This is a genomic window from Burkholderia sp. GbtcB21, assembly GCF_019091065.1.
GTDB lineage: Bacteria > Pseudomonadota > Gammaproteobacteria > Burkholderiales > Burkholderiaceae > Burkholderia > Burkholderia pyrrocinia_C.
Genome location: NZ_JAGXKA010000018.1, coordinates 99,728 through 120,775, shown reverse-complemented (window position 1 = coordinate 120,775; position 21,048 = coordinate 99,728). Strand labels below are relative to the sequence as shown.

At 69.1% G+C, this 21,048-nt stretch carries 16 protein-coding genes; 7 read left to right on the top strand and 9 right to left on the bottom strand.

The window, feature by feature from the left end; translation table 11 throughout:
* Nucleotides 1–93 precede the first annotated feature (93 nt).
* Nucleotides 94–528, bottom strand: coding sequence for a DUF1841 family protein (locus KVT39_RS31150; RefSeq protein WP_034184813.1), 435 nt, complete (start codon nucleotides 526–528; stop codon nucleotides 94–96).
* 301 nt (nucleotides 529–829) lie between these two features.
* Here KVT39_RS31150 and KVT39_RS31145 point away from each other — a divergent pair, with 301 nt between their 5' ends.
* Entirely contained in the window at nucleotides 830–1,759 is a 930-nt protein-coding gene (locus tag KVT39_RS31145; protein ID WP_217590904.1) for a DMT family transporter, read from the top strand.
* 79 nt (nucleotides 1,760–1,838) lie between these two features.
* Here KVT39_RS31145 and nth read toward each other — a convergent pair whose 3' ends face one another.
* On the bottom strand, nucleotides 1,839–2,483 hold the full coding sequence (gene nth / locus KVT39_RS31140) for an endonuclease III (protein ID WP_034184815.1): 645 nt from the start codon (nucleotides 2,481–2,483) through the stop codon (nucleotides 1,839–1,841).
* Nucleotides 2,480–3,484 (bottom strand): electron transport complex subunit RsxB, encoded by a 1,005-nt coding sequence (gene rsxB / locus KVT39_RS31135; protein WP_131946708.1) that lies wholly within the window; start codon nucleotides 3,482–3,484, stop codon nucleotides 2,480–2,482. The genes nth and rsxB overlap by 4 nt, the downstream gene beginning before the upstream one ends.
* Before the next feature lie 156 nt (nucleotides 3,485–3,640).
* On the opposite strand from rsxB, the gene KVT39_RS31130 reads away from it, so the two are divergent.
* On the top strand, nucleotides 3,641–4,273 hold the full coding sequence (locus tag KVT39_RS31130; RefSeq protein ID WP_034184817.1) for a TetR family transcriptional regulator: 633 nt from the start codon (nucleotides 3,641–3,643) through the stop codon (nucleotides 4,271–4,273).
* Between the two features lie 81 nt (nucleotides 4,274–4,354).
* On the opposite strand, the gene KVT39_RS31125 is transcribed toward KVT39_RS31130, so the two are convergent.
* Together KVT39_RS31125 and KVT39_RS31120 are read right to left on the bottom strand one after the other, a co-directional pair.
* Nucleotides 4,355–5,827: a polyhydroxyalkanoate depolymerase gene (locus KVT39_RS31125; RefSeq protein ID WP_217590903.1), complete on the bottom strand. Its 1,473-nt coding sequence runs from the start codon at nucleotides 5,825–5,827 to the stop codon at nucleotides 4,355–4,357.
* A gap of 211 nt (nucleotides 5,828–6,038) precedes the next feature.
* Nucleotides 6,039–7,868: a glycoside hydrolase family 15 protein gene (locus KVT39_RS31120; RefSeq protein ID WP_034184819.1), complete on the bottom strand. Its 1,830-nt coding sequence runs from the start codon at nucleotides 7,866–7,868 to the stop codon at nucleotides 6,039–6,041.
* A 163-nt stretch (nucleotides 7,869–8,031) separates the two neighbouring features.
* Here KVT39_RS31120 and KVT39_RS31115 point away from each other — a divergent pair, with 163 nt between their 5' ends.
* Nucleotides 8,032–9,276: a lactonase family protein gene (locus KVT39_RS31115; protein ID WP_217590902.1), complete on the top strand. Its 1,245-nt coding sequence runs from the start codon at nucleotides 8,032–8,034 to the stop codon at nucleotides 9,274–9,276.
* 100 nt (nucleotides 9,277–9,376) lie between these two features.
* On the opposite strand, the gene KVT39_RS38120 is transcribed toward KVT39_RS31115, so the two are convergent.
* Together KVT39_RS38120 and KVT39_RS31100 are read right to left on the bottom strand one after the other, a co-directional pair.
* Complete coding sequence (locus KVT39_RS38120; RefSeq protein ID WP_254640693.1) at nucleotides 9,377–14,227, bottom strand: DNA translocase FtsK; 4,851 nt, start codon at nucleotides 14,225–14,227, stop codon at nucleotides 9,377–9,379.
* Nucleotides 14,228–14,405: 178 nt separating this feature from the next.
* Nucleotides 14,406–14,951, bottom strand: a complete 546-nt coding sequence (locus KVT39_RS31100; protein WP_105391001.1) for an META domain-containing protein — start codon at nucleotides 14,949–14,951, stop codon at nucleotides 14,406–14,408.
* A 212-nt stretch (nucleotides 14,952–15,163) separates the two neighbouring features.
* Here KVT39_RS31100 and purT point away from each other — a divergent pair, with 212 nt between their 5' ends.
* From purT to KVT39_RS31080, 4 genes are all read left to right on the top strand, one after another.
* Nucleotides 15,164–16,378 (top strand): formate-dependent phosphoribosylglycinamide formyltransferase, encoded by a 1,215-nt coding sequence (purT, locus tag KVT39_RS31095; protein ID WP_034184823.1) that lies wholly within the window; start codon nucleotides 15,164–15,166, stop codon nucleotides 16,376–16,378.
* An 18-nt stretch (nucleotides 16,379–16,396) separates the two neighbouring features.
* Nucleotides 16,397–16,582 (top strand): DUF6726 family protein, encoded by a 186-nt coding sequence (locus KVT39_RS31090; RefSeq protein ID WP_034184824.1) that lies wholly within the window; start codon nucleotides 16,397–16,399, stop codon nucleotides 16,580–16,582.
* Nucleotides 16,583–16,658: 76 nt separating this feature from the next.
* Entirely contained in the window at nucleotides 16,659–17,039 is a 381-nt protein-coding gene (locus tag KVT39_RS31085) for an MliC family protein (RefSeq protein WP_096471436.1), read from the top strand.
* Between the two features lie 393 nt (nucleotides 17,040–17,432).
* Complete coding sequence (locus KVT39_RS31080; protein WP_034184826.1) at nucleotides 17,433–18,992, top strand: DEAD/DEAH box helicase; 1,560 nt, start codon at nucleotides 17,433–17,435, stop codon at nucleotides 18,990–18,992.
* A 177-nt stretch (nucleotides 18,993–19,169) separates the two neighbouring features.
* On the opposite strand, the gene gluQRS is transcribed toward KVT39_RS31080, so the two are convergent.
* Both gluQRS and KVT39_RS31070 read right to left on the bottom strand, forming a co-directional pair.
* Complete coding sequence (gene gluQRS, locus KVT39_RS31075; RefSeq protein ID WP_217590901.1) at nucleotides 19,170–20,063, bottom strand: tRNA glutamyl-Q(34) synthetase GluQRS; 894 nt, start codon at nucleotides 20,061–20,063, stop codon at nucleotides 19,170–19,172.
* 19 nt (nucleotides 20,064–20,082) lie between these two features.
* Nucleotides 20,083–20,937, bottom strand: a complete 855-nt coding sequence (locus KVT39_RS31070) for a sulfurtransferase (protein WP_034184828.1) — start codon at nucleotides 20,935–20,937, stop codon at nucleotides 20,083–20,085.
* Nucleotides 20,938–21,048: the final 111 nt, after the last annotated feature.

Sequence of the window (21,048 nt, the reverse complement as noted above, 5' to 3'; positions counted from 1 at the left end):
CGGGCCTGTCGGGCCCGCGCAGCAAAAATACCCCGCCGAAGCGGGGTATTTTTTTGTCCGCGCCCCGGGGGCTGCGTGCCGGTGCCGCGGCGCTCAGTCGCGCGACGCGCGGCGCAGGATGCGCTGCAGGTACGCGTCGGTGTCGGGCGGCGTGTTGGTGCGCTGCGCTTCCCAGATCGTCTCGCCGAGGCATTCCATGATCGCGTGCTGCGCGTCGTGGGTCGAGTCGAGCTTCGCCGCCAGCTTGTCGTGCGCGGCGCGGATGCCGGGCGGCTGGTCGATCGACAACTGCTCGCTGATCGCGAGATGCATCGACAGATGCAGGAACGGGTTCGTGCGGCCTTCCTCGGGCGTGTAGTTGCGCGCGGCCGCGCCGTCGGCATCGTCGAGTTCGGCGTGGTACTCGGGATGCTCGACGATCCAGTCGGCCGCCATCGCTTCCAGCGGCGTCAGGATCTCGCCCGCGCGCTGCTTGCGCCAGGTCTCGGTGAAAAAGCGACGCACTTCGTCGCGGCTTGGATTGAACATGGTGGGGGAACGTCGTGATTCGGGCGGCGTCGTGCCGCGTCGCGCATTGTACGCCGGGTCGGCGGAAGGCGCTGGAGACGGCCGGGCGGCGGGCCGGAGCGGTTGGCGCGGCAAGCGGCAGCGGGGCGGACTGCCTGGCGGTGTGGGTGCGCGGCGATGGCCGGTGGAATCCGCAGCCGGTTGCGGCCGCTCCGTACCGGGTCGGCGAGGCGGGTAAGCGTGAACAGGCCCTAGGCTTGCCGCCGCCGCGCCGCTAAACTCCGACGATTCCCTTCATCGCGCCGTTCTCATCCGTTCCGTCATGACCGCCACCGCCCGCTCATCGTCCGCCGCCCTGCAGGGCACGCTCTACGTCGCGCTGTCCGCCGCCGCGTTCGGCGCGATGGCGATCTTCGGCCGGTACGCATACGCGGCCGGCGTCGACGTGCTCGGGCTGCTGATCGTGCGCTTCGCGATCGGCGGCGCGGTGCTCGCCGCGATCGCGCGGCACCGCCGTGTCGCATGGCCGCGCGGACGCGCGCTCGCGCCGCTCGTGGCGATGGGCGCGCTCGGCTACGTCGGCCAGTCGTTCTGCTATTTCAGCGCGCTGCAGCACGCGCAGGCGAGCCTCGTCGCGCTGCTGCTGTACCTGTATCCGGCGTTCGTCACGCTGCTGGCTGCGTGGTGGCTCGGCGAGCGCCTCACGCGCGCGAAGGCCATCGCGCTCGTGCTGTGCGTCGCGGGTTCGGCGCTGATGGTCGGCGGCGGGCACGGCGAGCCGCTCGGGATCACGCTCGCGCTGGCGGCCGCGGTGATCTATTCGCTGTACATCGTCGGCGGCACGAAGGCGACGCGCGGCGTCGATCCGCTCGCGACCACCGCGATCATCTGCCTGTCGGCGACCGCGACGCTCGTGGCGATCGCCGTCGTGCGGACCGCGGCGTTCGGCGCGCCGCCGCGCTGGCCCGCGACGGCCGGCGGCTGGGCGTCGATGCTCGCGATCGCGCTCGTGTCGACGGTCGCGGCAATGCTCGCGTTCTTCGCCGGGCTCGAGCGGCTCGGGGCCGCGCGCACGTCGATGCTGTCGACGCTGGAACCGGTCGTGACGGTCGCGCTCGCGGCGCTGCTGTTCGGTGAAGCGTTGTCGCCGCTGCAGTGGGCGGGCGGCGTCGCGATCCTTGCGGCCGTGCTGGCGCTCGTGCGCGCGGGCGGCGCGGCGGCCGACGATGCGACCGCGACGTCCAACGCGTAGTCGGGAGGGGAAGGGCGTGTGCGTCGTGACGGAGCCTGCGTGGCGGACCGGCACGATGCGCCTCTGTCGGGCCTGACGCTTACTCGTTGGGCGGCGGCGTCTTCGGCCTGAATTCGCACAGCGGCTCGATCGCGCAGTGCCAGCATTCGGGCTTGCGGGCCTTGCACACATAGCGCCCGTGCAGGATCAGCCAGTGATGCGCGTCCTGCAGGAATTCCTTCGGCGTGAACTTCTCCAGCGCGGCCTCGACGGCGCGCACGTCCTTGCCCGGCGCGAGCCCCGTGCGATTCGCGACACGGAAGATGTGCGTGTCGACCGCGATCGTCGGCTGGCCGAACGCGGTGTTCAGCACGACGTTCGCGGTCTTGCGGCCGACGCCCGGCAGGCTTTCGAGCGCTTCGCGATCGGCCGGCACCTCGCCGTCGTAGCGGTCGAGCAGAATTTGGCTCGTCGCGACCACGTTCTTCGCCTTGGTTCGGTAAAGACCGATCGTCTTGATGTACTCGGTGACGCCTTCCTCGCCAAGCGCGACGATTTGTCGCGGGGTGTTCGCGACCGGAAACATCTTCCGCATCGCCTTGTTGACCGACACGTCGGTCGCCTGCGCGGACAGCATCACGGCGATCAGCAGCTCGAACGGCGTCGTGTATTCGAGCTCGGTGGTCGGATGCGGATTGAGGCTCTGCAGCGTTTCGTAGATCGCGTGTCTTTTGCTGGCGTTCATGGAGCGTTCTGGTCGGGCGGCGCGGACGGGCCGCCTGGGTCGTCGTTGCCGGCGTCGTGGTCGTCGCCATCCGCCGCGGCGGCTTCGGCGTCGCGCTGCGCCTGCTGTTCGGCGAGCCGTTTGCGGCGGGCCTCGGCCGCGTCGATCTGCGCCTGGACGGCCGCGCTCACGCCTTCGGTGTTCTTCGGCCCGGCGCCTTGCCCGGAGAGTTCTTCCTTTTTCTTGCGCGCGCGTTCGAGCGCGGCGGCGATGATCGCGCGTTTCTTCGCGTCGGCATCGTCGACGGCCGGTGCGGCGGCCGGCGTGCCCGGCTGCGCTGCGGGTTGTTCTGCGGCCGGCTTCGCCGCGCCGGCACTGGCCGCGCGGCGTGCGGCGGCGCGCGCTTCGGCGGCCTCGCGTTCGCGGCGCTGGCGGGCGAGCCGGAGGTCATGGCGTTCGCGCGCGGCGTCGGCCTGTTCCTGCGACCACGCGTCCCAGCCCGTGCGATCGCCGGTCACGGGCAGCATCGCGATGCAGTCGACGGGGCATGGCGGCACGCACAGGTCGCAGCCCGTGCAGAGCGACTCGACGATCGTATGCATCTGCTTCGGTGCGCCGACGATCGCGTCGACCGGGCACGCCTGCATGCACAGCGTGCAGCCGATGCACAGGCTTTCGTCGATGAATGCGACGGCACGCGGATGCTCGCTGCCGTTGACGGGGTTCAGCGGAATCACCGGCTTGCCGAGCAGGCCGGCGAGGCGCGCGATGCCTTCGGCGCCGCCGGGCGGACACTGGTTGTAGTTCGCATCGCCGGCGGCGATTGCCTCGGCGTACGGGCGGCAGCCGTTATAGCCGCACTTCGTGCATTGCGTCTGGGGAAGCAGATCTTCGATGCGATCTGCGAGTGTTTTGGAGTCGGTCACGGTGACAACGGGCGCAGCGGCGCCGAATGGCTCTCGGCCGCGCGGGGCGCGGCCGGAAAGGTTTGCCAAAGCTTGATTATCGCCGATTTCCCGCATTGCGCTGGACGCCGTCTGTGCGCATAATCGAACCGCTTTTTTGCAGGGGCTCAGCAGGAGGGCGGCCGCACGCGGCGCGCCCGTTCCACGGCGGCCGGCGCCGAGGCGGTGGGGGTGCCGGTCCGGATCACGCGGCTCACATAGCAAAACGCCACCATGAATCAGCCAAAAATCAAAAGAGATCCTGAAGGTACGCGCCGTCGCATCCTGATGGCGGCAGCCGAAGAGTTCGCAAGTGGAGGGCTGTTCGGCGCACGCGTCGACCAGATCGCGCGCCGGGCCGAAACCAACGAGCGCATGCTCTATTACTACTTCGGCAGCAAGGAGCAGCTGTTTACGGCCGTGCTCGAACACGCGTTCTCCGCGCTGACCGAGGCCGAGCGCGTGCTCGATCTCGACGGCGTCGCGCCGGTCGAAGCCGTCACGCGGCTCGCGCATTTCGTTTGGGATTACTACCGCGACCACCCGGAGCTGCTCAGGCTCATCAACAACGAGAACCTGCACGAAGCGCGCTACCTGCACAAGTCGACGCGGATCCGCGAGATGATGTCGCCGATCGTCGCGAAGCTCGGCAACGTGCTGACGCGCGGCCAGAAGGCCGGGCTGTTCCGCAGCGACGTCGATCCGCTGCGCTTCTACGTGACGCTGTCGGGGCTCGGCTACTACATCGTGTCGAACCGCTTCACGCTCGCCGCGACGCTCGGCCGTGACTTCACCGATACCGACGAGCGCGCGGAAATGGTCCGGATGAACACCGAGGTGCTGCTCGCGTATCTGCTGCGGCGCTGACGCGGCGATCATTCGCCGCCGGATGCAAAAACGCCGCCGTGCGCAGGCAACGGCGGCGTTTTTTCGTCGGAACGCGGTGCGTCAGGCGGCCTTGCGCGTGCGCACGGCTTTTGCGCGCGGGCTGCTGCCGGCACGTTTCGCGGCCGGTGCGGCCTTGGCGGGCGCGGCGGCCGTGACCGTTGCCTTCGCGCGCGTGCGCTTCGCCGTGGCGGCACGTGTCGTTTCGGCTTGCGCGTTGCCGGCCGGCACGGCCGCGAGCGTCGCGGCCGCCGGTGCGACGGGCTGCACCTTCGTCGCGCCGGGCTTCGGTTCCGGCGCATGCTCGCGGATGAAGTCGCGCAGCTGCGGGTAGATGATCGTGCGCCAGCGGCGGCCCGAGAAGATCCCGTAGTGACCGCACTTCTCGGCGGTCAGGCTGCGGCGCTGGTCTTGCGGGATGCCCGTGCACAGCTCGTGCGCGACGTGCGTCTGGCCGCTGCCCGAGATGTCGTCGAGTTCGCCCTCGATCGTCATCAGCGCGGTGTGCCTGATGTCCTGCGGACGCACGCGCTCGCCTTCGACATCCCACGTGCCTTCGGCCAGCCGGAATTCCTGGAACACGACACGGATCGTCTCGAGGTAATACTCGGCGGCCATGTCGAGCACCGCGTTGTATTCGTCGTAGAAGCGGCGGTGCGCTTCGGCGTCGTCCTCGTCGCCGCGCAGCAGGCTCTGGTAGAAATCCCAGTGCGATTGCGCGTGCCGCTCCGGGTTCATCGCGACGAAACCCGTATGCTGCAGGAAGCCCGGATACACGTGGCGGCCTTCGCCCGGATAGTTCGCGGGCACCGTGTGGATCACGTTGTTCTCGAACCACGCGGTCGAGTGCTGCGTCGCGAGCGAGTTCACCGACGTCGGGCTGCGGCGCGCGTCGATCGGGCCGCCCATCATCGTCATCGTGAGCGGCGTGTCCTCGCCGCGGCTCGCCATCAGCGAGATCGCCGCGAGCACCGGCACCGTCGGCTGGCACACCGAGATCACGTGCAGGTTGCGCGCGCCGATGTGACGGATGAACTCCTGAATGTACGCGACGTAGTCGTGCAGGTGGAACGGGCCGGTCTCGACCGGCACCATCCGCGCGTCGATCCAGTCGGTGATGTAGACCTTGTGATCCTGCAGCAGCGTGCGCACCGTGTCGCGTAGCAGCGTCGAGTGGTGGCCCGACAGCGGCGCGCAGACCAGCACGACCGGCTCGTCCTTCAACTGCGTGACGGCGTCGGCGTCGTCCGAATAGCGCTTGAAACGCAGCAGCCGGCAGAACGGCTTCTCGACGATCGTCTGCTCGACGATCGGGATGTTGTGGCCGTCCTTGACGATCTGATGAATGTTGAATTCAGGCTTCTCGTAATCCTTGCCGAGCCGGTACATCAGTTCGTACGCGGCGGCCATCCGCGTCGCGCCCGGCATCAGCGAGAACGGGCTGGACGGATTGGCGAACGACTTGGAGGCGGCCTGGGCCCAGGCCGTGAGCGGGCTCAGCATCGCCCGCTGGAATTCGTGCAGTTGGTAAAGCATGCAGACTACTCCCGCGTGGGGGACGGTGCGCAAGGGCGGCGTGGGGCGTCGCGGCGTGCCGTGGGGGTCAGCGGCCGGCCATGTTGCACTGCGGCCGGTCAATCGTGTCGATCATATCGGACAACGATGAATGTTGCAATGCAACATTTCCCCGATTTTTCATCAAAATTTTGCGATTTGACGTTCTCTGAAAAAGCTGCCCGCGCCTCGTTCAGCGCCCCGTGGCCATCGCTGGTGCGGGCTGGCCGGCCGCGCGCGCCATTGCGTCTTCGTGGTGCATCAGGTTCATCGCGGTATGCACGAGCGCCACGTGCGAGAACGCCTGCGGGAAGTTGCCGACGAGCCGCCCGGCGACCGGGTCGTATTCCTCCGCGAGCAGCCCGAGATCGTTCGACAGCGAGAGCAGCCGGCTGAACAGGCGGTGCGCGTCGTCGATCCGGCCGAGCAGCGCGTAGTTGTCGACCAGCCAGAAACTGCACGCGAGAAACGTGCCTTCGCCGGGCGGCAGGCCGTCGTCGTATTCGGTCGTGCGGTAGCGCATCACGAGCCCGTCGTGCAGCAATTCCCGCTCGATCGCTTCGACCGTGCCGACGATGCGCGGGTCTTCCGGCGGCAGGAAGCCGAGCAGCGGCATCAGCAGCACGCTCGCGTCGAGCTCGTCGCTGCCGTAGCTCTGCGCGAACGCCTGCTTGTCCTTGTGCCACGCGTTGTCGCATACGTCGGCATGGATCCGCTCGCGCAGCGCGCGCCAGCGGTCGAGCGAGCCGGGCAGTCGGAACATTTCCGCAGACTTGATCGCGCGGTCGAACGCAACCCACGCCATCACCTTCGAGAACGTGAAATGACGGCGGCCGCCGCGCGTTTCCCAGACCCCCTCGTCGGGTTCCTGCCAGATCTTCTCGAGATGGTCGAGCAGCGCGCACTGCACGGACCAGACCGTGTCGTCGGCCTGCAGCCCGCCCACGCGCGCGAGGTGCAGCGCGGCCATCACCTCGCCGAACACGTCGAGCTGGAGCTGGTTCGCGGCGCCGTTGCCGATGCGTACGGGCTTCGAGTCCTGATAGCCGGGCAGCCAGTCGAGTTCCATTTCCGGCAGCCGGCGTTCGCCGGCGATCCCGTACATGATCTGGATCTGCTCGGGCGAGCCGGCCATCACGCGGCCGAGCCACGTGCGCCATGCGCGCGCCTCGTCGTAGTAGCCGCCGCGCATCAGCGCGAGCAGCGTGATCGTCGCGTCGCGCAGCCAGCAGTAGCGGTAGTCCCAGTTGCGGTTGCCGCCGATCTTCTCGGGCAGCGACGTGGTCGGCGCCGCGACGATGCCGCCGGTCGGCTCGTACGCGAGTGCCTTCAGCGTGATCAGCGAACGGCGCACGGCGGCCGCGTAGCGGCCCTGCACCTGGCAGCGGCCCGACCATTCGAGCCAGTAGTTCTCGGTGCGCGCGAGCATCGACAGCGGATCGCGCGCGGGCGGCAGCCGCATGTGCGATGCCGCGTAGCTGAGCGAGAACGGCACGCGTTCGTCGGCGCTCACCGTGAATTCCGCAATCGTATGGAGATTCTTGCCGGTGAGCGGCACCGGCGTACGCAGCACGACGGTGTCGGGGCCGGCGATCGCCTTCATGCCGTCCTCGCGGGTCAGTTGCGTGACCCACGGGACCGAGAAGCCGTAGTCGAAGCGCAACACGAGCTCCATGCGCATCTTCATCGTGCCGTGGCGGCCGACGACAATCCGCACGAGTTCGGACCAGCCGTTGCCGGGCGGCATGAAGTCGATCACGGTGACGGCGCCGTCGGCGCTTTCGTAATCGGTTTCGAGAATCAGCGTGTCGCCGCGATAGCGGCGGGTCGTGTGCGTGATCGCGGCGGCGTCGGCCGGCGCGAGCAGCCAGCGGCCGTGCTCGGGCGTGCCGACGAGCGCCGCGAAGCAGGCGCCCGAATCGAAGCGGGGCCAGCACAGCCAGTCGACGGAGCCGTCTTTTGCGATCAGCGCGGCGGTGTGGCCGTCGCCGACGAGGGCGTAGTCTTCGATCAGGGCGGGCATGGGCAGGCGATCCTTGGTTTCGAGTTCACAATGCGGACGGCGGCGCCCGGGCTTCACGTGCCGGCGCTGCGCCCCGTATACTCGGCCGGGCGGCGGAGCGCGTGAACGGCCGGCGTTTCGTCCTATCTCAACACTTGAAGCGACTCGATGCAAGGAGGATTCAATGCCCAACCGTTTACGCGAGCATGACGCACGCGCTTCGACACGAGGGTTCCCGCTTAGGCTCGCTCACTGGATGAAAGGTTTCGCGATCGTGCTTTCACTGTCCGCGACCCATGCATTTGCGCAGCAATCGCCCGCCCCGGCCGACGGCGTCTACAACCTGCTCGTCGGCACCTATACGGGTGGCGGCAGCGACGGGATCTATGTTTACCGCTTCGATACGAAAACCGGCAGCGTCGCGCCGGTGTCGTCGGCGAAGACCGTGAACCCGTCGTATCTGTTGCCGAGCCGCGACGGTCGCACCGTCTACGCGGTCAACGAACTGCCCGGCGACGACGGGCCGGCGACGCAGCGCGGCGGTGTCAGCGCGTTCCGCTTCGACGCGAAGACGGGCGCGCTGACCTTCATCGACCGCGTGTCGTCGGAGGGGAACGATCCTTGCTATCTCGCGCTGTCGCCGGACGGCAAGTACCTCGTGACAGCCAACTATTCGGTTGCGGCGGATCCGGGCGGCAGCTTCGCGGTGTTCCCGCTGCGCGACGACGGCGCGGTCGGCCAGGCCGTGCTGACCGTGCACCATGAAGGCACGGGGCCCGTGAAGGGCCGCCAGGACGGCGCGCACGTGCACTCGACGGTGTTTTCGCCGGACGGTCGTTACCTGTTCGTGCAGGATCTCGGCGCGGACAAGATCTACGGCTACCGCTACACGGTGGACGGCAGCCGCGGGCTGATCGGCCCGACCGACACGCGCTACACGACGGTGAAGGCCGGTTCGGGCCCGCGTCACATGGTGTTCGGCGCCGACGGCCGGTTCGCGTACGTGACGAGCGAGCTGAACGCGTCGGTCGAGGTGTTCGGCTACCACGACGGCAAGCTGACGCCGGTCGAGACGGTGCCGATGACGGCGCCGGGCTTCAAGGGCAAGGTCGGCGGCGGTGCGATTCATCTGTCGCCGGACGGCCGCTTCCTGTATGCGAGCAACCGCGGCGACGCGAACGACATCGTGATCTACGCGGTGAACAAGGCCGACGGCCGGCTCAAGCACGTCGGCCGCCAGTCGAGCCTCGGCAAGACGCCGCGCGAGTTCCTGATCGATCCGACCGGCAAGTGGCTGATCGTCGGCAACCAGGACAGCGATACGTTCTACGTGTTCAGCCGCGATGCCGAAACGGGGCAGCTCGGCGCGAATCCGCAGAAGGTTGCGGTCGGCAAGCCGGTCGACTTCAAGCTGGTGCCGGCGCTGTAAATGACGAAGGGCGCTGCCGAAGCAGCGCCCTTCGTGTTCCGGGGCGGCCGGTTTCGCGGTGCGCCCGCGCCGGCCGATCGCGGCCGGGCGGCCGCCTTGCTCAGTCGGCCGCGGCCGGCACGAGCACCTCGCGGCTGCCGTTGATGCCCATCGCCGATACGAGCCCGGCCGCTTCCATCTGCTCGACGAGGCGCGCGGCGCGGTTGTAGCCGATCCGCAACTGCCGCTGCACCGACGAGATCGACGCGCGCCGCGTGCGCACGACGAACGCGACAGCTTCGTCGTACAGCGGATCGGCTTCCGCGTCCGGCGCTTCGCCGAACAGGTCCTGCGTCGCACCGTCGGCGGCCGGGCCGTCGAGAATTCCTTCCTCGTACTGCGGCTCGCCGAACTGCTTCAGGTACTCGACGATCCGGTGCACTTCCTCGTCGGCGACGAACGCGCCGTGTACGCGCTGCGGGTAACCGGTGCCCGGCGGCAGGAACAGCATGTCGCCCATCCCGAGCAGCGATTCGGCGCCCATCTGGTCGAGGATCGTGCGCGAGTCGATCTTCGACGACACCTGGAACGCGACGCGCGTCGGGATGTTCGCCTTGATCAGGCCGGTGATCACGTCGACGGACGGACGCTGCGTCGCGAGGATCAGGTGGATGCCGGCCGCGCGCGCCTTCTGCGCGAGACGCGCGATCAGCTCTTCGATCTTCTTGCCGGCGACCATCATCAGGTCGGCCAGCTCGTCGATCACGACGACGATCAGCGGCAGCTTCGACAGCGGCTCGGGATCTTCGGGCGTCAGCGAGAACGGGTTGCCGATCTTCTTTTCCTTCGCTTCCGCGTCGCGGATCTTCTGGTTGAAGCCCGCGAGGTTGCGCACGCCGACGGCCGACATCAGCCGGTAGCGCTTCTCCATTTCGCCGACGCACCAGTTCAGCGCGTTCGCCGCGAGCTTCATGTCGGTGACGACCGGCGCGAGCAGGTGCGGGATGCCTTCGTAGACCGACAGTTCCAGCATCTTCGGGTCGATCATGATGAGCCGCACGTCCTCGGGCGTCGCCTTGTACAGCAGCGACAGGATCATCGCGTTGATCGCGACCGACTTGCCCGAGCCCGTCGTGCCGGCGACGAGCATGTGCGGCGCCTTCGCGAGATCGGTCACGACCGGGTGGCCGGTGATGTCCTTGCCCATCGCGATCGTCAGTTGCGACGGCGAATGCTGGTACTCGCGCGCGGCAAGGATTTCCGACAGGCGGATCATCTGGCGCTTCGCGTTCGGCAGTTCGAGGCCCATGCAGGTCTTGCCGGGGATCGTCTCGACGACGCGGATCGACGTGAGGCCGAGGCCGCGCGACAGGTCCTTCATCAGGCCGACGATCTGGCTGCCGCGCACGCCGAGCGCGGGCTCGATCTCGAAACGCGTGATCACGGGGCCGGCCGACGCGCCGACGACCGTCACCGGCACCTTGAATTCCTGCAGCCGCTGTTCGATCACCTGGGCCGTCTGCGCGAGGTGTTCCTCGGTGATCATTTCGACGTCGTCGGACGCGGGCTCGAGCAGGTCGAGCGTCGGCAGTTCGACGTTGAACGACGCGGGCGCGTGGAATTCGAACGCGTTCGGGCGCGGCTGGCGCGCGGGGGTGTCGGGGGCGACGGCTGTGTCGGCCGCGGCGGGCACGGCCGGTTCGGTTGCCACGGTGGCGATGGCGCCGATGGGCGCGGCAACGGGAAGCGTCGACGCAGCAGCGACAGTCACCGGCGTGGGCAGGCCCGCGCCGGGAACGGTTGTTGCCGGTTGCGGTGCTGCGATCGATGCGGCAGTCGGTGTCGCGGACACATTCGGCGCCGACCAGCTCGCCGACGATGCGGCAGCGGCGGGCGGTGTAGCGAACGTCGTAGTTGCGGTTGCCGCAGGCGCCGATGCGATCGGCAGCGGCTGCGTCGCGGTCGTTGCCGCGATGGACGCCAGCGATCCGGCCGCGGCGACATGCGAGGCTGCGACCGGTTGAGCCGGAGCCGCCGCGGTCGTGGTCATCGGGGTGACTGCGCCCGAGGACGATGTCGTTACGACGGAAGCGGCTGGCGGAACCGGCAGGCTGGCCGCCGGCTGCGGTGCGGTTGAGCCGGATCCGCCGAATGTCGTGCCGCTCGACGAGGTTGCCGTGTTGGCCGACAGAGTCGATGCGGGCGCGAAAGGCTGCGCGGCGATCGAGCCGGACGCGAAACTCACAGGCGTTGCGGGAGCGGGCGTAGGCGTTGCCGCCGGTGCAGGCGCTTGCGCGGTCGAGCTGAATGTCGAATCCGACGCGCCGGCCGTCGATGGTGCCGTGGCGGGCGCGACGGTCGATGCGCGGACGGGTGAACCGTAAGTCTCGCCCGTGACGCCGACCGGCGCCGTCGATGCGACCGATGCAACGGCCGGTGCCGAGGCGGCTGGCTGTGAAAGCGGAGCGGATGCCGGGCCGGTTGCACCGACCGGTGAAGTCGAAGCGACCGGTGCAAAGGTCGGTGCCGAGGCAGCCGGCTGCGAAAGTGAAGCGGACGCAGTGCCGGTTACGCCGACCGGTGAAGTCGAAGCGACCGGTGCAAAGGTCGGTGCCGAGGCGGCCGGCTGCGAAAGTGAAGCGGACGCAGTGCCGGTTACGCCGACCGGTGAAGTCGAAGCGACCGGTGCAACGGTCGATGCCGATGCGGCCGGCTGCGAAAGCGAAGCGGATGCCGTGCCGGTTGCGCCGGCCGGTGCAGCTGCAGCTGTGTCGGGCGCCATGCTCGATGCAGATGCAGGTGCCTGCGCGGTCGCACCGTGAGCGGCGCCGCCGAGCGGCGAAGTAGCGGCGGCCGAAGCCGTCGGTGCTGCGGCAAACGGTTGAGCTGTCTGCGATTGCGGCAATTCCGCGGAAACGGCCGTATCTGTCGTTGCAGGTTGCACGGTCGGCGGAATCGATGGTGTCCGCGTCCAATCTGTCGCGGGCGTGGCGCCCTGCGCGATTGCTGGCAGCGGCGCGGCACGTTCGGCTGCTTTCGGCTCGACGGTTTCCGATGCGGTACGCGATGCAGTCAGTGCCGACGCCGCCGCTAGCGGCACGGCGTCGGAACTGGCGCGTGCCGACGATTCTGCGATCGACGAAGAGGGGAGGGCCACAAACGGCGCGATCTCCCCGGCGGGTCTGACGTCGGCGTGAGCATCGGCGACGCCCTGCGGCGCACGGGCCGGTGCAACGCGATCGATCGCGGGCACCGGTTGTGCTGCGCGCTTGTCATCGGTATCGACGGACGCAACCGGTTTGCTTGCAGCGATGTCGTGAACCGCCTCGTCTTGCCGGTGCGCGGAGGCCGCATTGGCCGGCTCCGATCCCGTCGCGTCCGTCAGCGACACGGCGATCGGGTTCCAGGCCGATCCATCGAACGCGGAAACCGGCTGGCTGGCGAGGTCTTCCCACGGAGCGAGGTCGATCGGCGCGTCGAACGATGGCGCGGGCGCGATCCCGGACGCCGGTGCGGCGGGCGCATCGGCGGCGTGCTGGACCGGGTTGTCGGCGTGATGGGCAAACGCGGCATCGTCGATGCCGGTATTCGACAGCGTGTGCGGTGCGGTGTCGTCGAACGCAGTGGTGCCCCAATCGGCAACCGGCGCGTGGATACCGGGTTCTGCCGGCATGAACGCATCCAGCATGATCGGCGCGTTGTCGTCGTAAGCGGGCGCCGCATCGTGTTCGACCGTGGCGCCGGCGTCATGGTCCGCGACGCCGTGCGTCGCGGAGACGAACCCGTTCGACACGGCAGCCGACACCGGCGCGGCAACGCTGCCGGCTGCCGCTGCCATACCGGCCACGGTTGCGGCGGCTGCCGCCGCGTGCGCGGCATCGGTCGACTGCGAACCGCCGAGCGTGGCCCATTGTGCGGTGCTGGCCTCGATCGAGCGCAGCGTGTCGTGAACGCTCGGCGCCGGCGTGATCGGCGCCGCGGGTTTTTCCGTCCATGCATAGAGCGGCGCGCGCGCTGGCGTTGGCGGTGCCGGGCGGCGTCGCGCGGTGTCCGGCGGCAGGCCGGCCGCGCCGATTCCCGCCGCCGGTCGCACGGGCGGGCGCGGCGGCGGTGCGCTGGCCGGCCGCGGCGTGACCGTGGTGTGTGGAGCGGCCTGTTTCAGCGCAGCGGTGGCTGGTCGCGCAGCCGTCGGCCGAGGCCGGACGGGTTCGAATCCGACCGGAAGCGGGGCGGGATCGGGGCGCGGCACTTGCGAGTTTGCCGCCGCACGCGCGAGGCTGGCGGTGCTGCCGGTCGTCGGGGGTGGCATCGCGCTGGCCGGGATCGGTGCGGGCGGTGCCGGCATGCTGCGACCGGTCGCGGTCGGCTTCAGCCAGCCCGACGGCGCGACGGGTTCCGTGTGCGGACGCGGGGGCGTTTTGCTGCGCGGCTTCGGCCGCGCCTGCGGGTCGGGTTTCCACAGCGTCGGGCGCGAATACCGGCCGTTCTGGCGCGGCGCCATCGAGTTGACGGTATGCGCGGTGGTCGGCTGCACGACGTCGTCGTCGCGATGCAGTGCGCTGCGCGGCAGGTCGGCGATACCGCGGGCATCGTCGTCGTCGCGCTCGCGCGACAGCTTGACGCCGAACGACGTGTCGACCCATGCGGCGAACTGGCGCCAGCCGATGCCGGTCAGCCAGGGCAGCCCGGCGAAGAACAGCACGACCGTCGCGACCGGCGTGCCGATCGGACCGAGCACATGGACGAAGCCGGCGGAGAACGCGTGGCCGAGCGCGTTCGTGTCGGGGCCCGACAGCGCGCTCGTGAGCGTGCAGCTTGCGACGAACACCGCGGCGAAGCCGAGCCACAGGCGGATCGAGCCGCGGCCGGCGAGGCCGCCGCCGCCGGGCAGCATCGCCTGCACGAGACGCCAGAACAGAAGGAGGAACCAGACGGCGGAGATGCCGAACCAGCCGAAGACAACCGTGTGCATGCTTTGAAACAGGAGTGGGGAGGGGCGCGCGCGGCGCGACCCGCCGAGTTTAACCGGCCGGCGAACAAGATTCTAAGGCGGCGTGAATTCGTTTCACGCCGTGCGGCGCGTGCGTCCGGCACACGCGCGCGACGCGCAACGCGAAGGCGGTCGGCCGGCCTTCGCGTTGCGCGGTGCGTCAGGGGCTCCGGTGCGTGAAGGTCAGCGTTGCGCCGGCATTGGTCACGATCTGCAGTTGCTTGGGTTCGCGCATCTGCACGCCGGTCTTCTCGATGTGGGCAAGCGCGTCGAGGTACGCGTGTTCGAGCTGGCCGCCGAGCGTATTCGGGCAGGCCATCCGTGTGCCGGCGAGCGGCCCGAAGCTCAGCAGGCCGTTCTTGATCGCGTAGGTGCCCATATAGCGGTTGCAGCCCGAGAACCCGCTGGCGCGCCGGATGCCCGAATCGGTCGACAGCGCGAGCTTGATCGGCTCGCCGTTGTCGCCGTGCGGGATCGTGCGCGGCGTGCCGTCGGCGTTCAGCCAGCTGGTGAGTTCCCAGCTCGTGTCGTCGAGCAACTGGACGGCGGCCGGGTTGTACGGGTCGGGGGCGGGGGCGGCGGAGTCGGGATGGGTCGGCATCGCGCAGGCGGCGAGAAGCGTGGCAAGCGTCAACGCGCAGAGCGGCGCGCGCAACGGACGAAGCAGGCCGGTGCGGGCGCGTGCGGCTGCGAACAGGTGGGACATGAGCCTCGTTCCTCATCGGATTCTGATCAAGGCGTAAGAGTAACGCACCCGCCCCGCGGCAGGCGAGCCGACACTTCACGCGTGAAAACGTTCGCAGCCTGCCCGCGCGCGGCGCACGGCCGGGCAGCGGCGTGGCGAAACCGCCAAACCGGCGACGTGGCGCGTGTTAACATCGGAGCCGTTTTCGTCCTCCACCAGAAGCGGGAAATCACATGCAGATCGGTCAGCGGCTCGGTACGCCGCTTTCGCCCTCGGCCACGCGCGTCATGCTGCTCGGCGCCGGCGAACTCGGCAAGGAAGTCATCATCGCGTTGCAGCGGCTCGGCGTAGAAGTCATCGCGGTCGACCGCTATCCGGACGCACCGGGCCATCAGGTCGCGCATCGCGCGCACGTGATCGACATGACGGACGCCGCCGCGCTGCGGGCGATCGTCGAGGCCGAGCGCCCGCACCTGATCGTGCCGGAGATCGAGGCGATCGCGACCGACGCGCTCGCCGCGATCGAAGCGGACGGCCTCGCCGAGGTGATCCCGACCGCACGCGCGACGCAGCTCACGATGAATCGCGAAGGGATCCGCCGGCTCGCGGCCGAGGAACTCGGGCTGCCGACGTCGCCGTATGCGTTCGCGGAATCGTTCGAGGCCTTCAGTGCGGCGGTTGCGAAGATCGGCATGCCGTGCGTCGTGAAGCCGGTGATGTCGTCGTCGGGCAAGGGCCAGTCGGTCGTGAAGACCGAAGCCGACGTGAAGCCCGCGTGGGACTACGCGATGGCGGGCGGGCGCGTGAACCACGGCCGCGTGATCGTCGAGGGTTTCATCGATTTCGAATACGAGATCACGCAACTGACCGTGCGCGCGATCGACCCGGCGACGCTCGGCACGCGCACCTACTTCTGCGAACCGGTCGGCCACGTGCAGGTCGCGGGCGACTACGTCGAATCGTGGCAGCCGCAGCCGATGAGCGCGGCGGCGCTCGAGAAGTCGCGCGAGATCGCGCACAAGGTTACCGAGGCGCTCGGCGGGCGTGGGCTGTTCGGCGTCGAGCTGTTCGTGCGCGGCGACGACGTGTGGTTCTCCGAGGTGAGCCCGCGGCCGCACGATACGGGCCTCGTCACGCTCGCGTCGCAGCGCCAGTCGGAATTCGAGCTGCACGCGCGCGCGATTCTCGGGCTGCCGGTCGATCCGGCGCTCGGTACGCCGGCCGCGTCGGCCGTGATCTACGGCGGGCTCGACGAGCGCGGGATCGCGTTCGAAGGCGTGCGCGACGCGCTCGCGGTGCCGGGCGCCGACCTGCGCCTGTTCGGCAAGCCGGAAAGTTTTGCGAAGCGGCGCATGGGCGTCGCGCTGGCGACCGGCGCGACCGTCGACGAAGCCCGCGAACGCGCGAAGCGCGCCGCCGCGGCCGTCCGGCCCGTGTCGGCCGGCTGACGGAACGAGGAGAGGGCGATGGCGCCGATCTGGCTGCGTATCGGAAAGCTGGGCGCCGCGCTGGCGCTTGCCGCGGGTCTCGCGGGCTGCGGCCTCGCGGCCGCGCCGTGCCGGGTGGCATCGGCCGGGCTCAAGATCGTGCCGCTCGTCGGCCATGTCGCAGCCGCGCCGACCGACGCGTGCGCCGACGTCATCGATCCCTGACGATAAGCGGTGCGATAACCAACAATAACCGCGCCCCGCGAGGGCGCGTTTCCACCCGTCTCGTGAGAGGACCTGCATGATTCGCCAAACCGTCGCCGCACTCGCGCTCGCCGGCACCGCCGTTTCCGTCGCGCATGCCGCGCAACTGACCGTCGAAGAGATCGACGCCGATGCGCGCCAGCAGACCGTCTACCAGTGCGCGAACCAGAAGCAGCCCGTGCGCGTGTCGTACTGGCTCGCGGGCAACGGCCAGAGCTTCGCGCTCGTGCCGGTCAACGGGCGGCAACTGCTGTTCGTCGATACCGTGTCGGCTTCGGGCGCGCGCTATCAGGCCGGCCGCTATACATGGTGGACGAAGGGCAAGGAAGCGACGCTGCGCGACGAGATCGCCGACCAGAAGTCGCCGCCGCTGCTTGGCGACTGCGTGCAGGTCGAGAAGAAAAAGAAGAAGGGCTGAGCACCGGGCGCGATCGCGGATCGTGCCCGCCAGGCGCCAGCGCAAGCCGGCTGCCGGACCTGAAGGTCCGGCGCTCAGGCCCGCCGCGGACGCCTGGCAACGCCATTCTTGATCAGGCCCCTGATATCGCTCGACGACCGATCGGGATAGCTCGTCCGGGCCGTGCGCCGGCCGTGCGGCCTGTCCGGGCCCGCCGCGCGAACCGCCGTTGCGGCCGTTCGCGGCGTTGTCACGGACAGATGGCCGCGCAGTGCTACAATACGGCCCTTTCCGCCGGCATTCGCGCCGAACGGAGTCCGCACGGCCTGGTGTCCGGCGTTCGCATTGAACCGGTCCCAAGCGCCAGAGCGGCGCCGCGCGGCGCGCCGCGGCTCCGTCTATTTCCGAATTGTGATGAGCGCAGGCCCGGCTGGCCTGACGCACGATGTCCCCGCCGCGCCTTTTGAGCGAAACGCCACCATGTCCGATTCTGTCGCCAAGCCCGTCGACGCAACCTTCGACCAATTCGGCCTAGCCGCCGATATCCTGAAAGCCATTGTGGAGCAGGGCTATACGACGCCGACGCCGATCCAGGCGCAGGCCATTCCGGTCGTGCTTGCCGGCCGCGACGTCATGGGCGCCGCGCAAACAGGCACCGGCAAGACCGCGAGCTTCTCGCTGCCGATCATCCAGCGCCTGCTGCCGCAGGCCAACACGAGCGCATCGCCCGCGCGCCACCCGGTGCGTGCGCTGATCCTCACGCCGACCCGCGAACTGGCCGACCAGGTCGCCGCGAACGTGCATGCGTACGGGAAGCACACGCCGCTGCGCAGCGCGGTCGTGTTCGGGGGCGTCGACATGAACCCGCAGATGGCCGAGTTGCGCCGCGGCGTCGAGATCCTGATCGCGACGCCGGGCCGCCTGCTCGACCATGTGCAGCAGAAGACCGCGAACCTCGGGCAGGTGCAGATGCTCGTGCTCGACGAAGCCGACCGGATGCTCGACATGGGCTTCCTGCCCGATCTGCAGCGCATCCTGAACCTGCTGCCGAAGGAGCGCCAGACGCTGCTGTTCTCGGCCACCTTCTCGCCGGAAATCAAGAAGCTCGCGTCGACCTACCTGCGCAACCCGCAGACGATCGAGGTCGCGCGCAGCAACTCGACGAACGCGAACGTCACGCAGATCGTCTACGACGTCGCCGAAGGCGACAAGCAGGCGGCCGTCGTGCAGTTGCTGCGCGATCGCGGGCTCAAGCAGGTGATCGTGTTCTGCAACAGCAAGATCGGCGCGAGCCGGCTCGCGCGCAATCTCGAGCGCGACGGCGTGGTCGCGTCGGCGATCCACGGCGACAAGACGCAGATCGAGCGGATGCAGGCGCTCGACGCGTTCAAGCGCGGCGAAATCGAGGCGCTGGTCGCGACCGACGTGGCCGCGCGCGGCCTCGACATCGTCGAGCTGCCGGCCGTGATCAACTTCGACCTGCCGTTCAGCGCGGAAGACTACGTGCACCGGATCGGCCGTACCGGCCGCGCGGGCGCGACCGGCGACGCGCTGTCGCTGTGCAGCCCGAACGAGCGCAAGCAGCTCGCCGATATCGAGAAGCTGATCAAGCGTCCGCTCGAAGTGCAGACGCTCGCAATCGACAAGCCGGCGCGCCATCGTCAGGACGAACGTGGCGGCGAGCGTAGCGGCGACCGCAACAGCGAGCGCGGTGGCGAACGCGGTGGCCGGCGCGAACGCGACGAGCATCGCGGTGCATCGGCGCGCCGCTCGGCCGGTTCCGAGCGTAGTGGCCATCACCGTCGCCACGAAGCGCCGGTCGACGATTTCTTCCTGAAGCCGTACGAGCCGTCGGCGGCGGCGAAGCAGTCGGACGACGCGCAGCCCGCGCAGCAGCCCGAGAAGAAAGGGCCGAAGCGCCAGGTCGCCGCGCTGCTCGGCGGGTTCGGGATGCCGCGCAAGCCGTCGGCTTAAGCCGGACGAACATGGCGGGGCGGCGCGCGAGCGCTGCCGGAAAAGCGGGTGCATGCGATGAGCATGTGCCCGTTTTTTATTGGGGCTGTGGTTGGATGGGGCGGGCGGGATGCGGGCTTCGCGGCGCGCGATGCCAAACCGGCACTCGATCGGCGCGAAACCGGCTCGCCGGCCGCTTCAGCCGGCCAGCGGCCCGAAGCGTTGCGCCCACGCAGCCGTCGCGGCCGTGTAGAACGCATCCAGCGTCGTGCCAGCGAGCGCGCCATCGGGCGCGAGGCCCAGATGCGCGGCCGCGGCCTGCAGTGCCGGCAGCGGATCGTCGCGCTCGAGTGCGGTCGCGCCCGTCTGCTTGCTGAGCTTCTCGCCGTTCGCATCGACGACGACGGGTACGTGCAGATACCGCGGCGTCGGTACGCCGAGGCAGTGTTGCAGATGGATCTGGCGCGCGGTCGAATCGAGCAGGTCGGCGCCGCGCACGACGTGCGTGATGCGCGCATCGGCATCGTCGACGACGACCGCGAGCTGATAGGCCCATTGCCCGTCCGCGCGCTTCAACACGAAATCGCCGACTTCGGTCGCGAGGTCTTGCGATTGCGTGTGCTGCCAGCGGTCGTCGAACGTGACGATCGCCGCGTCGCCGTCCGGTACGCGCAGCCGCCATGCGCGCGCAGGCTTGCCGTGCAGGCCGGTGCGGCAGGTGCCCGGATACGCGAGCGTCGTGTGGCGCTCGTGCGCGGCGCGCAGCGAGTCGGCGATTTCCTTGCGCGTGCAGCCGCACGGATAGACGAGCCCCGCTGCGACGAGCTGCTCGAGCGCGGCCGTGTACGCGGCATCGCGCGTGCTTTGCCATACGGGCGGCTCGTCGGGCGTCATGCCGAAATGCGCGAGCGTTGCGAGGATGTCGTCGGCCGCGCCGGGTACCGTGCGCGGGCCGTCGAGATCCTCGATGCGCACGAGCCATGCGCCGCCGTGCGCGCGCGCGTCGAGCCAGCTTGCAAGCGCGCCGACCAGCGAGCCGAAGTGCAGCGGCCCGGTGGGTGACGGCGCGAAGCGGCCGCGATAGCCGTTCATCGGGGCGCGGGTCGCGCGCTTACGCGGCGCTGGCTGCCTGCGCGCAGGCCGGGCACGACTTGCCGGGCACGTAGCTCGGCGACTGTTGCGCTTCCGGCGTGACGACCGCGCGGCACGCGAAGCACGTGACGTTCTCGGTAGGCTGGAGTTGCGGGTTCAGCGCGGTGCGGTAGTCGAACACGAAGCAGTCGCCGTGATAATGGGCGCCGCCGACTTCCTCGAAATACTTCAGGATCCCGCCTTCGAGCTGGTACACGTTCTCGATGCCGATTTCCTTCATGTGGATCGCGGCCTTCTCGCAGCGGATGCCGCCCGTGCAGAACGACACGACCGTCTTGCCGTCGAGATCGGCGCGGTTCGCATCGATCACTTCCGGGAATTCGCTGAACTTGTCGATCCGGTAGTCGAGCGCGTCGTCGAACGTGCCGACGTCGACCTCGAACGCATTGCGCGTGTCGAGCATCACGACCGGGCGGCCCGTGTCGTCGTGGCCGCGGTCGAGCCATGACTTCAGCGTGCGCGCGTCGACGAACGGCGCGCGACCGAGTTCCGGCTTGATCGCCGGCTTCTTCATCGTGATGATCTCGCGCTTCAGGCGCACGAGCATGCGGCGGAACGGCTGCGAATCGGACAGGCTTTCCTTGAACTGCAGCGTCGCGAACTTGCCTTCGAACAGCGGATCGTGGCGGATGTACGCGATGAACGCGTCGGCCGCTTCGCGCGTGCCGGCGATGAACAGGTTGATGCCTTCCGGCGCGAGCAGGATCGTGCCGCGCAGGTCGAGTTCGTTGCAGCGGGCGGTGACGAGCGGGCGCCATTGCTCGTTCGCGTCGAGCGACACGAAGTGGTAGGCGGCGAGGTTGACGATGGTCATGATGGTCCGACGGGAAACGGCCGCACGGCGGCCCGCAAAAAAGGGTGCGAAGCCGTGGCGATGATTCGAAAACCCGTATTATCCCGCAAACCGCTTGCGCACCGACATCCA

Coding starts and splice junctions, on each gene's coding strand:
- KVT39_RS31120 (WP_034184819.1), bottom strand. CDS start 7,868: ATGCCCGCCCTGATCGAAGACTACGCCCTCGTCGGCGACGGCCACACC.
- nth (WP_034184815.1), bottom strand. CDS start 2,483: ATGAACGCCAGCAAAAGACACGCGATCTACGAAACGCTGCAGAGCCTC.
- KVT39_RS31145 (WP_217590904.1), top strand. CDS start 830: ATGACCGCCACCGCCCGCTCATCGTCCGCCGCCCTGCAGGGCACGCTC.
- gluQRS (WP_217590901.1), bottom strand. CDS start 20,063: ATGAACGGCTATCGCGGCCGCTTCGCGCCGTCACCCACCGGGCCGCTG.
- KVT39_RS31090 (WP_034184824.1), top strand. CDS start 16,397: ATGGCGCCGATCTGGCTGCGTATCGGAAAGCTGGGCGCCGCGCTGGCG.
- rsxB (WP_131946708.1), bottom strand. CDS start 3,484: ATGCGGGAAATCGGCGATAATCAAGCTTTGGCAAACCTTTCCGGCCGC.
- KVT39_RS31100 (WP_105391001.1), bottom strand. CDS start 14,951: ATGTCCCACCTGTTCGCAGCCGCACGCGCCCGCACCGGCCTGCTTCGT.
- purT (WP_034184823.1), top strand. CDS start 15,164: ATGCAGATCGGTCAGCGGCTCGGTACGCCGCTTTCGCCCTCGGCCACG.
- KVT39_RS31150 (WP_034184813.1), bottom strand. CDS start 528: ATGTTCAATCCAAGCCGCGACGAAGTGCGTCGCTTTTTCACCGAGACC.
- KVT39_RS31130 (WP_034184817.1), top strand. CDS start 3,641: ATGAATCAGCCAAAAATCAAAAGAGATCCTGAAGGTACGCGCCGTCGC.
- KVT39_RS31125 (WP_217590903.1), bottom strand. CDS start 5,827: ATGCTTTACCAACTGCACGAATTCCAGCGGGCGATGCTGAGCCCGCTC.
- KVT39_RS38120 (WP_254640693.1), bottom strand. CDS start 14,227: ATGCACACGGTTGTCTTCGGCTGGTTCGGCATCTCCGCCGTCTGGTTC.
- KVT39_RS31085 (WP_096471436.1), top strand. CDS start 16,659: ATGATTCGCCAAACCGTCGCCGCACTCGCGCTCGCCGGCACCGCCGTT.
- KVT39_RS31070 (WP_034184828.1), bottom strand. CDS start 20,937: ATGACCATCGTCAACCTCGCCGCCTACCACTTCGTGTCGCTCGACGCG.
- KVT39_RS31115 (WP_217590902.1), top strand. CDS start 8,032: ATGCCCAACCGTTTACGCGAGCATGACGCACGCGCTTCGACACGAGGG.
- KVT39_RS31080 (WP_034184826.1), top strand. CDS start 17,433: ATGAGCGCAGGCCCGGCTGGCCTGACGCACGATGTCCCCGCCGCGCCT.